Genomic DNA, 14,897 nt, shown 5'->3' on the forward strand with positions numbered 1-14,897 from the left:
TGCATTCAAGTCACCGCAAGCGCTTATGACTCGTTATCCGGCTAACCATTGTCATTCAAGTCGCGGCGTTGAAGAGCCCCACACAAGCCAGGTATATGGTCACTCTCCCAATGCCGTCTCACTGCTGCGACTGCCTGCGTCCGGTTGCGAACGCGCAGCTTGTACATGACATTCGTCATGTAGTGCTTGATGGTCTTCTCGCAGAGCTCGAGCTTGATGGCAACCTCGCGGTTGGTCAGGCCCTTCGATACTTCCCGGATAACCTGTTCTTCGCGATGGGTCAGCTCGACCTTTTGCTTGTCATCCGCGTGCTTTCTGAAATTGCTCAACAGCTTGCTGGCAAGCCTGGGTGTAATGAAGGTTTCACCAGCGGCAACGTTTCTGATGATCTGTACAAGCTCACGACCGCTTATGCCTTTCAACGCATATCCCTGCGCGCCCGCTTCGAGGGCGGAATAGGCGTCCTCGATGGACTCGGATACCGTCAGCATCAAAACCTTGACTGCCGGCGAAGAAGCCGAGATCGCTCGCACGGCAGCAAAGCTGTCGCCCGGCATATTTACATCCATCAGCAACACATTCGGAGCAAAACGGGCGGCAATTTCCAGGGCATCGTCGGCAGACCCACCCTGCTCGACTACCTGAAAATCAGCTATTTTCTTCAGCGCCATCGTGACCCCATCCCTTAACAGCGGGTGATCATCAACGATGCCAATCCTGATCATGGAACTCATAAGAAGCTCCTCATTTGAAGCGACGGAGCTGCTTGGTGGTGTCGCGTTTTTCATTTTTCACCCCTCGCGTCATGCCGAACCTGGCAAGCCCCGTTGTCTCCATGATGTGCGGGACGAAAGTTGTTGCGGGTAACTGGGGGCTGCAACTAATGAGCCATTTCAATCGAGCGAAGAAAAAGCTCAAATCAATTAACAGGATGTTTCCGGGTGTTTCGAGCGAGAGAATGGGTGAGGCGGGGAATATTCCTCAAATCAGGTGGTAAACGCCCGGTTGGGTGGGTGAAATGCCCCATTTTTGGAGGTAGAAGCGCCCCTGTTTCATTGACCGCTTTTGGCAGGGGTTGATTGCCCTGAGGCTGTGCCGGCATTTGCAGCCGCGTTACTCAACCTGCCGCATGATACCGAGCCATCCGCCAGAGGTTATTCGATTCGTCTGTCAGATGGCGCAAGCCACTACGATCCAGCATGCGTTCCGACTCCTCTTGCACCGCGACCAGCACAGCAGCCTCGTCGACGGCGCGTACGACGTAGTCTTCCATCAGGATCCTGCCATCGACGATAGTGGTACACACGTCAGCGCCGTTGGCGAAGCAAGTGACACGGTGGACCGGCATGTTCATCGGCATCAGGTGCGGTTTGAACAGGTCGATCAGAATGATGTCGGCTTTCTTGCCGACTTCCAGCGAGCCGATCTCATGTTCCATCGACAGTGCTTTGGCGGCATCGATAGTGACCATTTCCAGCACCTTGCCCTGGGGCAGGATGTCCGGGTCGCGGAAATGGCGGCGGTGGTAGTGCATGCACTGGAACATGTGGCGGAACATGTCGTAACCACGGTCCGGGGCGGCGCCGTCGGAGCCGAGGGCGACGGTTACATTGGCCTCGATCAGTTCCGGCACCGGGCAGCGGCCCAGGATCGACATGATGGCGCTCGGGTTGTGCACGATTCTGGTCTGTGTCTCGCGGCACAGGGCGATGTCTTCCTCTGTCAGGTCAATGCAGTGCGACATGAAGGATGTCGGGCCGAGCAGGCCCAGTTCGCGGTGGGCCAGCGCCAGCGTACCGGCGCGGTGGCCATCCTGGGTGAACGTAAGACCATGGCGGTGGGCCAGGGCCAGGTAATCCTGTGCTTGCTGGCGGAACAGAGGTGCCAACTCCCGATGGCCGGGCTCGTATTGTGGCGCGTACACCGGCAGCGTAATGGCAATGCGTACCCGGCCATCACCCATACCGTCGCAGCTCCTGGCGATTTCTTCGCAGACCTCGAACATGGTCTCGAAATTGACTTCGCGCCGAGTGGGCGATTCGGTCGACCAGTCCAGGTAGGTGCGCGGCGCTGGCGGCCGCGACGGCCCGACGGCTACCACCGAGCGGGTACCGATTTCGGCAATGGCCTGGGCGTGGCGTTGCGCGTAGACCGGGTCGTCGACCCGCATGATCGAATCGCCTCCGCCCAGTAGCGACACGCCGGTGGTGGTGCCGCATTTCAGCCGTTCCAGCGCTGACAACCTGGCGTCGACCTCCCAGAACCCGACTCCGGAGGCCGAGGTGTAAATGGTCTCGCAAGCCTTCATCCAGGCATCGCCCTCCCCGCCGCCGATGGTTTTCAGCATCGCGTGGCCGGCATGGGCGTGGCTGTCGATCAAGCCCGGGAGCACCGCCTTGTTGCGTGCATCGATGACTTTTTCAGCAGTGAAGCGAGCCCGCAGTTCATCCGTGCGCCCCACCGCTACGATGCGGTTGCCGAGCACGGCCACTGCGCCGTCCTCAATGACGCGCCGTTGGTCGTCCACGGTGATGACCACGCCATGCTCGATCAGCAGGTCTGCTTTGTTGAGGGGGGCGTCACGATGTGTCATACAGGGCATCCGGTTGAGGCTGGGGGCAAAGTGTTTTGGGTCACAGGCGGCTCTGCAGCAGGCTGCCATTTTTCGCCACGACGATGCCGCGGCTGATCACCGTCCGCGCCAGCGGCCGAGCGACAACGGCTTCACTCAGTGTCTCTGCGGGCAACAGTAACAAGTTGGCTGTTTGCCCTGTCGCCAATCCATGATCACTTCGCCCCAGTGCCTGGGCCCCATTGCCGGCAGCGGCTTCGAACGCTGCGCAGATTTCAGGGTCCGTTCGCATGCCGCAGCGCAACGCGAGCAGCATCGCGCGTTCGAGCATGTCGCCATTGCCCATTGGAGTCCATGCGTCGCGAATGCCATCTGAACCGAGGCAGACGTTTACCCCCACTGAGCGCAGCTCGGCAAAGGGCGGGATGGCAATATCAGATGGCGCCGTGGTCATCAGGGAAATTTTGTTGGCAGCCAAGCGTTCAGCCAACGGCAGCACTTGAGCCCAGTCTTTCATGCCCAGGCAAAAGGCATGGCTGATCATGACTCGCCCCTGCCGTTGATAACGCTCTGTGAAATCAATGATGCGAGCAATCTGCCAAAGCCCCAGCTCCCCACCGTCATGCAGGTGGATATCGATACCGCGATCAAACCTGTCTGCGAGCTCGAACAGGATCGACAGGTGCGCGATCGGATCATTGTCTATGCCGCAGGGGTCCAGCCCCCCTACTACCTCAACCCCCAGACCCAGGGCTTCTCGCATCAATGCTTCAACCCCGGGGCGGTTGACCAGGCCAACCTGAGGAAAGGTGACGAACTCGATATCCACCAGGTCGGCGTAGCGTTCGCGCAGCTCCAGCATGGCCTCCACATGCTCGATACCCAACTCCGGATCGGCGTCGACATGACAGCGCAACAACAGCGAGCCGCGAGCGATGCATTGTTCCAGCAGGGCACCCGCGCGCTCGGCAATGGGTGATGTGAGCTCGCGCAGGATTTGCCGTTCGTTCGCTATGCGCGCCTTGAGGTTTGGGCCTGCACTGTGTGGCCGCCATGGCTGTCCCCACAGGGTCTTGTCCAGATGGATATGGCTTTCTACCAGTGACGGAACGAGTAGTTGACCCTGTCCGTCAAGGTCAGGGCCGGCGACTGGATTGCCACTGGCTGGCCGACGATCGCCGATACGCCCCTCGACAATCTGTACATCTTCGATTTCGCCGCCATAGGGGCGGACATTACGCAACCAGAACGTCATTTGAACCTCATCACGGTTTGAGCGTGCCCCCGCCGCCAGATGGCCAACGGGGCACTCTTTAAGGGGTTACCCAAAGGGCTACTTCAAGTTGCCGGCAAGGAACTGCTTGAGTCGCTCACTCCTGGTGTGCCTGAACAGTTGCTCCGGGCTGCCTTCTTCCTCGATTTTGCCCTGGTGCAGGAAGATCACGTGGTTGGACACCTCGCGGGCAAAGGCCATCTCGTGCGTGACCACCACCATGGTCCTGCCCTCTTCGGCCAGGGCCTGCATCACCTTCAGCACCTCACCGACCAGCTCGGGGTCGAGCGCCGAGGTCGGCTCGTCGAACAGCATCACTTGCGGCTCCATCGCCAGGGCCCGGGCGATCGCCACTCGCTGCTGCTGACCGCCGGACAAATGCGACGGGTACTTTGCCTCCATGCTGGCCGGCAGGCCGACCTTGGCCAGGTACTTGCGTGCGCGGGCCACCGCCTCATCGCGGCTGAGGCCAAGCGCATGCATCGGCGCCTCGATCACGTTTTCCAGCACAGACATGTGCGCCCACAGGTTGAAGTGCTGAAACACCATGGACAGCTTGGTGCGCATGCTTTGCAGCTGCTTCTGGCTGGCCACGCGCAGCCCGCCGTTCCGGTCCTTCTCGGTGCGGATTTCCTCGGCGTTCACCGTGATTCGGCCGGCGCACGGTTGTTCGAGGAAGTTGATGCAGCGCAAGAAGGTACTCTTGCCTGAACCTGAGGAGCCGATGATGCTGATCACGTCGCCTGCCTTGGCCTTGATCGACACGCCCTTGAGCACCTCGTGATTGCCATATTTCTTGTACAGATCGTCTACGGTCAGTTTGTACATGGTGTTGACCCTGCGTATGCGGCCTTCAGGCGGCCTGGGGTTTCAGGAAGGCCAGCCAGCGGGTTTCACCGCGACGAAATAGCCAGACAAGTGACAGCGCAATCACTGCGTACAACAGTGCGGCGATGAAGAAAGCCTCGAACGCTGCATAGGTGGCCGAGTTGACGTCGCGGGCGACCTTCAGGATGTCGGGCACCGTGGCGGTGAACGCCACCGAGGTCGAATGCAGCATCATGATCACCTCGTTGCTGTAGTACGGCAGTGCGCGACGCAGCGCCGAGGGCAGGATGATGCGGCGGTACAGGTTGAACTTCGACATGCCGAAGGCCCGGGCCGCTTCTACCTCGCCGTACGGCACCGACTTGATCGCGCCAGCGAAGACTTCCGTGGTGTAAGCGCAGGTATTGAGCGCGAACGCCAGCACCGTGCAGTTGAAGCCTTCGCGAAAGAACATGTCGAGGAATTCATGCTCGCGCACCACGCTCAGGCTGTAGACACCGGTGTAGATGATCAACAGTTGTATATAGAGCGGCGTGCCACGAAACACATAGGTGTAGAACCAGACGGGAAGTCGGACGAACTTGTTTTTTGAAACCCGAGCCACGGCCAGCGGCACCGACAGCACGAATCCGATCGCGATCGACAGCACCAGCAGCCACAAGGTGATTGCCAGGCCGGAAAAGTTGGCGCCGTCCGACCACAAATACGCTTGCCAATATTCCTGGATAATCGCGATCACAGTTCAGCCTCCCGAACACCGACGGAGTAATGATGCTTGAGCCATATCAAGACGCCGTTTGAGACCGTGGTAATGACGAGATAAATCAGTGCACCGATCACGGTAAAGTAAAACAGCTGCATGGAACTCTTGCCGGCGTCCTGGGTGGCCCTGACGATATCGGACAGGCCAATGATGGACACCAGTGCGGTTGCCTTGATCATGACCTGCCAGTTGTTGGCAATACCGGGCAAGGCAAAACGCATCATTTGCGGGAACAGGACCCGATAGAACGCCTGCCATCGACTGAGGCCATAGGCCATGGCCGCCTCTGTCTGACCGCGTGGGACTGCCTGGAAAGCACCGCGGAACGTCTCGGTAAAATAAGCACCGTAGATAAACGCAAGCGTCGCTACTCCCGCGAGAAAAGGATCAATATCAATCTGATCCATTCCAAGCCCTTCGGTGATCTGGTTGAGGAGGATCTGAATGCTGTAGAACAGCAACAGCATGGTCACCAGGTCGGGGACACTGCGTATCATCGTGGTATAGAGGGTGGCGATATTGCGCAGCCACCGATTACCCGACAACTTGGAACTGGCGCCCGCCAATCCAATCAGTACCGAGGCCAGCAGCGATAATGTGGCCAGCTTCAGTGTCATCCAGGTGCCACTCGCGATCAGCGGCCCATAGTCTGCCAAGGACATTACATTCTCCTTGAACTCGAAAGGTCAGCCGATGCTGCCTGTCTTGTTCAATCGTGTTTTTCTTGTTTTTGAATGCCGCAAAAAATATGGATTCGTAATTGATTCGAATACATTCAGGCCGAATGACTCCATCGCGGGCTGACGTTGCAATCGATTAGTTGTAGATATCAAAGGAGAAATATTTATCGGAGATTTTCTGGTAAGTGCCGTCCTTGATAATCTCGGCAAGCGCCCCATTGATCTGTTCGCGTAGTTCATTGTCTTCCTTGCGCAAGCCGATTCCCGCTCCCACACCGAGCGTTTTCGGGTCGCGCAATTCCGGGCCGGCAAAAGCGAAATCACGTCCGCTCTCGGTTTTCAAAAAACCCAGGTCGGCCTGGACTGAAGACTGCAGCGCTGCATCCAGGCGGCCGGCGATCAAGTCCTGGTAAACAAGATCCTGGTTCTGGTAGGTCGTTACGGTGACGCCTTTCGGCGCCCAGTAAGTCCTGGCATAGGTTTCCTGCGTGGAGCCCTGCTCGATTCCGACACGCTTGCCTTGGAGGGATTCGGCCGTTGGCAGCAGAACGGAGCCTTTTTTTGCGATGAGACGAGGCAGGACATTACTGATCTTGTCGGAGAAGGCTATCTGCGCCTGACGTTTCTCGGTCACGCTCATGGAGGAAAGAATGCCATCGAACTTCTTGGCTTTGAGCGCCGGGATGATGCCGTCGAAGGAGTTCTCGACCCATACGCACTTGACCTTCAGCTGTTCGCAGATCGCGTTGCCAAGATCGATATCGAAGCCCACAAGGCTGCCATCGGGCGCCTTCGACTCGAACGGGGCGTAAGTGGGGTCAACACCGAAGCGAATGACTTGCAAGTCTTTCGCGTAGACGCCGCTGGCGGCCAAGGCCAGAACAACTGAAACTGCGAACTTCTTCATATTATTCTCCGTAAGCACATGGGTATTGCGGTTATAAAAAATGGCTGATCCTGTATGTAATACCGCTCCCTGTAGGAGCGAGCTCGCTCACGATGTACTTGAGAGCGCCGCGTTTAATCAGTAAACACGCGTAATCGTTAACGACCATCGCGAGCAGAGCTCGCTCCTACAAGTATTCATCACACCGCTTGCATGCTGCGTCGGTAGCTCGCCGGAGAGAACTTGATCGTCAGCACCGCCATCGCCGCGAGCACCCCAATGTGCAACCACCAACCGGTGATGAAGCTGCCGCCGGAGTCGCGTAGCCAGCCGATCAACCAGGGAGCACTCGATGCGAGCAGGAAACCGATGCCCTGAACGAAGGCCGCCAAGGTCCCGGCCGCTTGTGCATTGGGCAAGTGGTCGAGGCTGACAATCAGACTGAGCGAGAAGAACCCTCCAAGGCCGAAACCGGCCAGTGCAACCCACAACCACGGCGCTGCGTTGGGGGCAAGCGCGAAACCGGCGAAGCCTACGGCCTGCAGCGCGATCGTCAGCCATAAGGCTCCGCGCCGGTCAGCGCTGCGACGGGCGAGCATCGGCATGGCGAACGCCGCCGTCGCCTGGAACATCGCCAGCCACGCGAGCAAGTTGCCCGAGGCCTGCAGGCCCATGCTCTGCTGCTGGTAGAAGGAAGGCAGCCATGCCACCAGACTCGAGTAACCGCTGTTGGTAAGCCCAAAGTAGGCGGCCAACTGCCAGGCACGCCGATTCTTGAAAAAGCTGCCGGTCAAGGCCGGTACAGGTCCGCGAGCTTCTATCGGCGGCGTGCGTGGCGCGCACACCAGCCAAAGCAAGAGCACGGCAAGCGCTGGCAACGCCCACATGGAAAGCCCCAGCCTCCAGCCGCCATACGTATTCAGCCACGTGCTGGCCAGCGAGCCCAGCGCCCCGCCACCGACCAATGCCGCCGAGTAGAGCCCCATCGCCATCGCTATCCGTTCAGGAAACCAGCGTTTGACGACACCCGGTATCAAGGCCTGGATCACCGCCACACCGGTGCCGGCGATACCGGCGCCGATAATCAACTGCGCGCCGTCCTTGACCACGGCACGTGACGCGCACCCGAGCATCAAGAGCACCAATGCGCCGGCCAGCGCCCGCCTTTCGCCGAAGCGGCGTGCGACACCGATGCCAATGAAGGCAATCAGGCCCATCAGCACGAACGGCAAGGTGGTCAACATCGCGGCGGCGCGAAAATCGAGGCCAATATCAGCGCGCACCAGATCGAGCACCGGGCCCACCGAAGTCAGGAATGGCCGCAAATTCAAGCCCAGCAGCACCATGAGCACCAGTGCCGTCAGTGATACTTCACCTGCGCGCGACACGCTCGTAGCGATGCAAGCCGATTCATGGTCAGTCATGGCGGGCACTTCTTTGCGGCCGGTGCGAATGCCGGTTCGGCAGCATCCCTTGCATCAGCGTCACGTCACTTGTCATCACATTTACCTTGGAGATTCTGGTCAACAGGCCGCGTCAGAGGCTGTGCTGCAAGATTAAGAGCAGGTGCTATCATTCGGAAATTAAATGTTCGAATGGCAATTAGTGGGGAATGTAATGACTTCGACGCTGATCGATCCGTTGCTGCTCAAGAGTTTCGTCGCGGTGGTAGAGAGCGGCAGTTTCACGCGCGCCGGTGAACGCGTGCACTTGAGCCAGTCGACCATCAGCCAACAGTTGAAGCGCCTCGAGGAGCAACTCGGCTGTGAGTTGCTCAACCGCAGCGGGCGCTACGTCGTCACCACCGAGGACGGCGAGCGCTTGCTCGGCTATGCGCGCCGGGTTCTGGGGCTGATGGAAGAGGTAGTGGAGGAGTTACGCAAGGGCCACGCACAGGGCGAGGTGCACATCGGCGTGCCAGAAGACTTCGCCTCGGACTTGCTGACGCCAACGCTTGGCGCCTTCGCACGCGCGCACCCGTCGATAAGGCTTGAGATCAGCAGTGGGCTGAGCAACACGCTATGGCAACAGTTTTGTGCCGGCGACTACGACCTGGTGCTGATCAAGCAGCGCCCTGGACAGGTTGTGGGACATGCCGCCTGGCCCGAACCGCTCGCCTGGTTCGACAGCCTCAAGGAACCAACATACGAGCGCGACCCGCTGCCACTGGTGGTGTTTCCGGTCGGCGGCTTGTATCGCGATGAAATGATCCACGCACTGGAGAGCGCCGGCCGACGCTGGCGCATTGGCTACAGCAGTGCGAGCCTCGCGAGCGTCCGCTCGGCAGTCGCCGATGGTCTCGGCGTCAGCGTGCTCCCCTCGCGACTTGCACTGCCCGGCCACCGACGGTTGGGCGTGGCCGAGTCCTTCGCCGAACTGGCGCCACTGGAAATCGCGCTCCACCTGCGCCCCGACGCACCACGCCGAGTGATCGATCTGGCCGAACAGTTGACAAGGCTATGCGCTCAGGTGACCGGCCACGTCGGCTGACAAGCGGAAAAACACATTGGAGTGCACCCGGTTCAGTTTCTGCTGATCGGCTGCACTGTGCTGGTAGCCGCCCTCCTCTTATACAGCCTGTCGACGCATGGTCAGGATGGCGGCGCCGAAGCAGATGAAGATCGATCCCACCACCCGGTTGAGCCAGCGGGACAGGTCTGGCCGCGTCAGCACGCTCTTGACTCTGGACGCAAGAGCGGCGTTTAGAGCACTCAACGAAATCTGAAGCCTGCCAGCCATGTGCTAACGTTCGGGCTTCATCACTTTAAAGTCATACGCCGATGTCCATTGCCGACAACCTCCTTGCCTTTACCTTTGCCGCCACCCTGCTGACGCTGACACCGGGCCTCGATACCGCCCTGGTCTTGCGAACCGCAACGGTGGAAGGCAAACAGCAGGCGTTTCGCGCAGCCCTGGGTATCAATGCCGGCTGCTTGTTGTGGGGCGCTGCCGTCGCCTTTGGCCTGGGTGCTCTGATTGCAGTATCGGGGCTGGCGTACAGCCTGTTGAAGTACTGCGGCGCCGCTTACCTGGCGTGGCTCGGACTGAACATGTTGCTGCGCCCGCGCAACTCATTATCGCCCGTCGAAGCGGACGCAAGGCCGAATGCAAACTGGTTCCTGAAGGGCATGATGGGCAACGTCCTCAATCCCAAGATCGGGATTTTCTACGTTTCCTTTCTCCCTCAGTTCATTCCCCAAGGGCACAACCTGATTGCCTGGACATTCGGTTTGGTGAGCATTCACGTAGTGCTCGGCTTGTTGTGGTCGTCGACGTTGATTGGCGCAACTCAACAACTCGCCGGCGTTCTGCGGCGTGAGAAGGTCATCACCTGGATGGATCGCACAACAGGCCTGGTCTTTGTGCTGTTCGCAGCTCGGTTGGCCATAAGCAAGCGCTGAAAACCGCCTCAACGGCGAGCACTGCAAGTAACAGTTATCCCTCAGCTACACTGACTCGATACATTTCTGCACCGAGACTTCGGCCATGGCGACCAAAACCGCAATCGTATTCGCTGGTGGCGGCAGCCTGGGTGCGGTGCAGGTCGGCATGTTGCGGGCCCTGGTCGAGGCCAATGTTCGATTCGACATGGTGGTTGGCGCTTCGGTAGGCGCCATCAACGGTGCCTACTTTGCCGCAAGGCCCGATTCCGATGGCGTTGAGGCGCTCGCCGGATTCTGGCGGGGGCTGAGTAAAACCGACATCTTTCCCCTCTCCTGGCTCGATACCTGTCGAGGACTGATCAAGCGGCGCGGCTTTCTGTTGCAACCGGCGGCCTTGAACCGATTGCTGGGTCAGGCACTGCCGATTCATCGCATTGAGGAGGCGGCGCTGCCCCTGCACATCGTCACCACCGACCTGCTCAGTGGTGCCGAGACCGTTCTGTCCAGTGGCGAACTCGAGCAGGCGTTACTGGCCAGCGCAGCCATCCCGCTGGTGTTCCCCTGCGTACAAATCGCCGACCGGTTCCTGGTTGACGGCGGTGTGGCAAGCAATACACCCATTTCGACTGCCGTCGCCTTGGGAGCCACCAACGTCGTGGTCATCCCCACCGGCATAAGTTGCGCCCTGACACAACCGCCCCGAGGCCTGGTCGCCTTGGCCCTGCACACCGTCAATCTGATGAGCATGCGCCAACTGGTGAACGACATCGAACACTTCCGCACGCTCACCAGCCTGCACATCGTCCCGCCCTTGTGCCCCGTGGATGTCTCGGTGTTCAACTTTGACCAGACCGAGTCCTTGCTGCAGCGCGCCTATGCGCAGACCCTGCGGTGGCTGGAACGCGGAGGGCTCGAACGCACCAAGGTACCGGGGGCCCTTACCATCCATTCACATGCCCATGAGCATTGAGAACCGACCGGTCGCACCGAAGGAGGTCACCCGTTTATGCACTGTGTCCTTTTCGAAATCCGATGAACTACCAGTCTGGGGCACGGCCCCGGGCACTTTTGTCTGACACCCTGAAACGGAGAAGCCAGCATGAGCACCTTGCAACTTCACCCTGTACTGGACAATGGCATCCAGCCCGCCGCCGCGAATTTCACCGGTGGCACCCTGCAATGCCTGTGTGCGACCGACAAGGTCGAGGTCAGGATCGACGCGCAAACCCTGTATAACCACGCCTGCGGTTGCAGCAAATGCTGGAAACCGAAAAACGCGATATTCGCCGTCATCGCCGTAGTGCCTCGGGATAAGGTCAGCGTCATTGCCCACGGCGAAAAACTGGCGATTGTCGACGAAACCGCCACCATCCAGCGCCACGCCTGCAAGCAGTGTCACGCCCATCTCTTTGGGCGCATCGAGAACAAGAACCATGCGTTCTATGGTCTGGACTTCGTCCACACCGAGCTTTCGCCACAGAGCGGATGGGCTGCGCCGGGATTCGCGGCGTTCGTGTCCTCCATCATCGAAACCGGCACACCGCCAGCGCAAATGAAGGCTATTCGCGAGCGCCTGCGCTCGATCGGCCTGGAACCCTATGACTGCCTGTCCCCGGATTTGATGGACGCAATGGCGACTCATGTCGCCAGACAGAAAGGCCTGCTCCCTGCCGCCTGATTGATCCGTCGCCGCGGTTTCTTTTCCGGACCGCGGCTGCGGTTCACCCTTGATGTACGGATTCAGGTCCCGCTTTTAACCTTGCTCCAGACCCGGGTCCGAATGCGTTCGATTTTGAGCGGCAGTGGCTGGTCGGGAAACAGCGTGGCCAGTGTTGCCGCCGGGGGATAGACGTCAGGATTGTTCTTCAACCCTTCATCGACATACGCCATGGCGCTCTTGTTGCCGTTGGGATAACCCAGGTAGTTGGAGCTTTTAGCGATGATGTCGGGGCGCATCATGTAGTTGATAAAGCTCAAGCCTTGCTGCGGATGAGGGGCATCCTTGAGCAACACCAGCGTTTCCATCCAGACCGACGAGCCCTCGCGCGGAATCCGATAGGCCAGGTGGCGACCGTTATTGGCGCGTTCGGCGTTGATCTTTGCGTCGTACACCCCACCTGACCAGGCCACTACAGCGCAAATATTGCCGTTGGCCAGGTCAGTGATGAACCGTGACGAATCAAAATAGGTGATGTAGGGACGAATTTTCAGCAGTAACGCTTCGGCTTTTGCATAGTCATCGGGATTTTTACTGTCGGGCGGCAAGCCGAGATAGTGCAAGGCGATCGGAATGATCTCGCTGGGGGAGTCGAGCATCGCGACGCCGCATTGGCTGAGCCTGGCGATATTTTCTTCCTTGAAGATCAGATCCCAGGAGTCCACCGGGGCAGCCGCCCCCAGTACCTTGGTCACCTGATCCACGTCATAGCCGATACCCGTGGTGCCCCACATGTAGGGGATTGCATAGCGATTACCGGGATCGTTCTGCGCGACCTTGGCGAGAATCTCGGGATCAAGGTTCGAGCGGTTGCTCAATTGGCTGCCATCGAGCTCCTGGAGTACGCCGGCCTTGATCAGGTTGGGCAGCGCACTGTTGGTCACCACCACTACGTCGTATCCGCTACGTCCGACCATCAACTTGCTCTGCATGACTTCAGAGCTATCAAAAGTATCCAGCACCATAGGTGTGCCGGTCTCCTGCTCGAATTCCTTCGGCGCCTGCGGGGCAATGAAGTCATACCAGTTGTACAAGTTCACGCTGGGGGCCTGCGCCCAACTGGCGGCTGTGCCCAGCCCGCAAAAAGTGAACAAGCCAAGGTGCAGCAATCGCATTGCTTTCATGGGGTGCTCCTGGCGAATCGGCCATCGATTGGCGGTCCGCCGCGATATTGTTCTTGTTGGGAAGCGAAACAGGGTTCGTCGCTCAGGGGATCAATAACTCACGGCGACCGTCCGCCTGCTCATTGAGCGCACCGTGCAATTGCAAGCGCTTCTGCGCGCGATAGTCATAGAGCGCGCGTGCCGGTGCGATCTGCGTCATGTCCAGTTCGACGACATGCCGGCACTCCTGGGATCCGGCTTCAAACAGTCGCTTGCCGAACGGATCGACTACGCTGCTGCCCCCTGCGAAGACTTCGCCTGCACCCTCGCCGACGCGGTTCACCATGGCGGCGAAGACCTGATTTTCCTGGGCTCTGGCGGCAACGGCGGTATGGTGAACGTGGCCGTAAGGTTCCATGTTGCCGTCAGTGATCAGAATCAGCTCCGCGCCGAGTGCCGCCAATGCGCACGCGCCTTCCGGGAACTCAATGTCGTAGCAGACCAACAAACCGATACGCACCCCGCGCCATTGCACGGTGGAAAAACGGTCGCCAGGCAGCACGAGGCCAGGTTCACCGACCCACAGATGAGTCTTGCGATAACTGAGCGCCACGCCTTCCGGGGTAATGAACAACGTGGTGTTGTAAAAGCGCTCGCCATCGCGCTCGATCAAACCCACAACTACCGCGACATCTCTCTGCCGGGCAGCAGCGCAGATTGCCTGGACGCTGGGACCGGAAACGGGTTCGGCGAGCCGGGCAATATTACCGTGGTCGAGAAAGCCGGTGATAAACGACTCGGGGAACATCAGGATATCGGTGCCAGGCACACTTTCGGCAATCGCCCGTAGAATGCGTTCCAGGTTGTAAGCGACATCGCCATCGCGACCCGCCAACTGTAAGAGTTCAAGTTTCATTGTCAGACCTTTCGGGTAAAAAGCGTCCTGGCCAGGAAGCGGATGACTTTGTCAAAGGCCCGACAAGTATGCGTATCGTGGAAAAACTTCCTATCACGCGGAGTGAGTACTCCCAAAGGGGTAGTACACGGAAATGACGGGGAAATACGCTGCCCTTCAGTAAGTTTCTTTGCGCAGCGAGCGCCTGACCTCAGCCTGTATGGCATAAGCCGGCGCCTCCACGGCATTGAAATCCTGGGTATAGCGTTGGGCAAATCCCTGCACTCCCCACTCCTGATACTGCTGCACATGTTTCAGTTCGTGAGCCCAGAGTGCGATGTCCTGTTCGGCGGATTGAGCGTCCCGGAAGAGGATGATATCGATCAGCGTCACGGCACCGACATCGGGGTTTTGCAGCATGGCATTGGCGGCGGTGAGTTGGCCGTTGTCGCTGATTTTATAGCGCGCGGTATCGAGGACGCCGGGGTCGTACCAGTGCAGTAGCTGCTCGCGGATGTGCGCAGGTATGGGTTGGAGGTCGGCGCTGGCGGCTTCGGCGCGGGCCTGGGTCAGCCACAGGGCCAGGGCAGGTGCCGCGATCTGGTAGACGTCATCAGGCACCAGGTCCGGCAGGCAGATGCAGCCGTCCAGGCACACTTGTTTCTCGCCAGCCGGGCAGCCGTTGCTCTGGGCCGGGACTTCAAGTGCCAGGCAAAGAACAGACAATGCCAACAGGCGCGTGGTGATGGGCGGCATTGGGCGCTCCAGATTTTTCCGAGCGTTGTTCATACCATGGC

15 protein-coding genes and 1 pseudogene are annotated in these 14,897 nt (G+C 59.2%); 4 read left to right on the plus strand and 12 right to left on the minus strand.

The window, feature by feature from the left end; genetic code table 11:
• Positions 1–41: 41 nt before the first annotated feature.
• The 8 genes from AC06G5_RS15675 to AC06G5_RS15710 all read right to left on the minus strand — a co-directional run bounded on the left by AC06G5_RS15675 (position 42) and on the right by AC06G5_RS15710 (position 8,426).
• The gene (locus AC06G5_RS15675; RefSeq protein WP_413425898.1) at positions 42–734 is read right to left on the minus strand and encodes a response regulator; all 693 of its coding nucleotides are present in this window, start codon (positions 732–734) and stop codon (positions 42–44) included.
• A gap of 383 nt (positions 735–1,117) precedes the next feature.
• The gene (locus tag AC06G5_RS15680; RefSeq protein WP_413425896.1) at positions 1,118–2,593 is read right to left on the minus strand and encodes an amidohydrolase family protein; all 1,476 of its coding nucleotides are present in this window, start codon (positions 2,591–2,593) and stop codon (positions 1,118–1,120) included.
• Between the two features lie 40 nt (positions 2,594–2,633).
• Positions 2,634–3,827 (minus strand): amidohydrolase family protein, encoded by a 1,194-nt coding sequence (locus tag AC06G5_RS15685; RefSeq protein WP_413425894.1) that lies wholly within the window; start codon positions 3,825–3,827, stop codon positions 2,634–2,636.
• A 78-nt stretch (positions 3,828–3,905) separates the two neighbouring features.
• Positions 3,906–4,673, minus strand: a complete 768-nt coding sequence (locus AC06G5_RS15690) for an ABC transporter ATP-binding protein (RefSeq protein ID WP_413425892.1) — start codon at positions 4,671–4,673, stop codon at positions 3,906–3,908.
• Between the two features lie 25 nt (positions 4,674–4,698).
• Entirely contained in the window at positions 4,699–5,412 is a 714-nt protein-coding gene (locus AC06G5_RS15695; RefSeq protein WP_413425890.1) for an ABC transporter permease, read from the minus strand.
• Positions 5,409–6,098 (minus strand): ABC transporter permease, encoded by a 690-nt coding sequence (locus AC06G5_RS15700; RefSeq protein WP_413425888.1) that lies wholly within the window; start codon positions 6,096–6,098, stop codon positions 5,409–5,411. The genes AC06G5_RS15695 and AC06G5_RS15700 overlap by 4 nt, the downstream gene beginning before the upstream one ends.
• 154 nt (positions 6,099–6,252) lie before the next feature.
• Positions 6,253–7,023 (minus strand): ABC transporter substrate-binding protein, encoded by a 771-nt coding sequence (locus AC06G5_RS15705; RefSeq protein ID WP_413425886.1) that lies wholly within the window; start codon positions 7,021–7,023, stop codon positions 6,253–6,255.
• Between the two features lie 179 nt (positions 7,024–7,202).
• A complete protein-coding gene (locus AC06G5_RS15710) occupies positions 7,203–8,426 on the minus strand; it encodes a cyanate transporter (protein WP_480457430.1) in 1,224 nt (407 codons plus the stop codon).
• 193 nt (positions 8,427–8,619) lie between these two features.
• Here AC06G5_RS15710 and AC06G5_RS15715 point away from each other — a divergent pair, with 193 nt between their 5' ends.
• On the plus strand, positions 8,620–9,492 hold the full coding sequence (locus AC06G5_RS15715; RefSeq protein ID WP_480457432.1) for a LysR family transcriptional regulator: 873 nt from the start codon (positions 8,620–8,622) through the stop codon (positions 9,490–9,492).
• A 78-nt stretch (positions 9,493–9,570) separates the two neighbouring features.
• On the opposite strand, the pseudogene AC06G5_RS15720 reads toward AC06G5_RS15715, so the two are convergent.
• A pseudogene (locus AC06G5_RS15720) lies at positions 9,571–9,702 on the minus strand (LysE family translocator); the annotation flags it as partial.
• Between the two features lie 80 nt (positions 9,703–9,782).
• Here AC06G5_RS15720 and AC06G5_RS15725 point away from each other — a divergent pair.
• The 3 genes from AC06G5_RS15725 (at position 9,783) to gfa (ending at position 12,063) form a co-directional block, all read left to right on the plus strand.
• Entirely contained in the window at positions 9,783–10,403 is a 621-nt protein-coding gene (locus tag AC06G5_RS15725) for a LysE family translocator (RefSeq protein ID WP_413425880.1), read from the plus strand.
• Between the two features lie 85 nt (positions 10,404–10,488).
• Positions 10,489–11,355, plus strand: coding sequence for a patatin-like phospholipase family protein (locus AC06G5_RS15730; RefSeq protein WP_480457434.1), 867 nt, complete (start codon positions 10,489–10,491; stop codon positions 11,353–11,355).
• 129 nt (positions 11,356–11,484) lie between these two features.
• Positions 11,485–12,063: an S-(hydroxymethyl)glutathione synthase gene (gene gfa, locus AC06G5_RS15735; protein ID WP_413425876.1), complete on the plus strand. Its 579-nt coding sequence runs from the start codon at positions 11,485–11,487 to the stop codon at positions 12,061–12,063.
• Positions 12,064–12,125: 62 nt separating this feature from the next.
• Here the strand turns inward: gfa and AC06G5_RS15740 are convergent, their stop codons facing one another.
• The 3 genes from AC06G5_RS15740 to AC06G5_RS15750 form a co-directional block, all read right to left on the minus strand.
• Entirely contained in the window at positions 12,126–13,226 is a 1,101-nt protein-coding gene (locus AC06G5_RS15740; protein ID WP_413704744.1) for a polyamine ABC transporter substrate-binding protein, read from the minus strand.
• 82 nt (positions 13,227–13,308) lie between these two features.
• Complete coding sequence (locus tag AC06G5_RS15745) at positions 13,309–14,121, minus strand: carbon-nitrogen hydrolase family protein (protein WP_413425872.1); 813 nt, start codon at positions 14,119–14,121, stop codon at positions 13,309–13,311.
• A 156-nt stretch (positions 14,122–14,277) separates the two neighbouring features.
• Positions 14,278–14,856 carry an eCIS core domain-containing protein gene (locus AC06G5_RS15750; RefSeq protein WP_480457437.1) on the minus strand — a complete coding sequence of 193 codons (579 nt, stop codon included), beginning with the start codon at positions 14,854–14,856 and terminating at the stop codon, positions 14,278–14,280.
• Positions 14,857–14,897: the final 41 nt, after the last annotated feature.

The organism is Pseudomonas sp. WT-JTC (assembly GCF_056711565.1).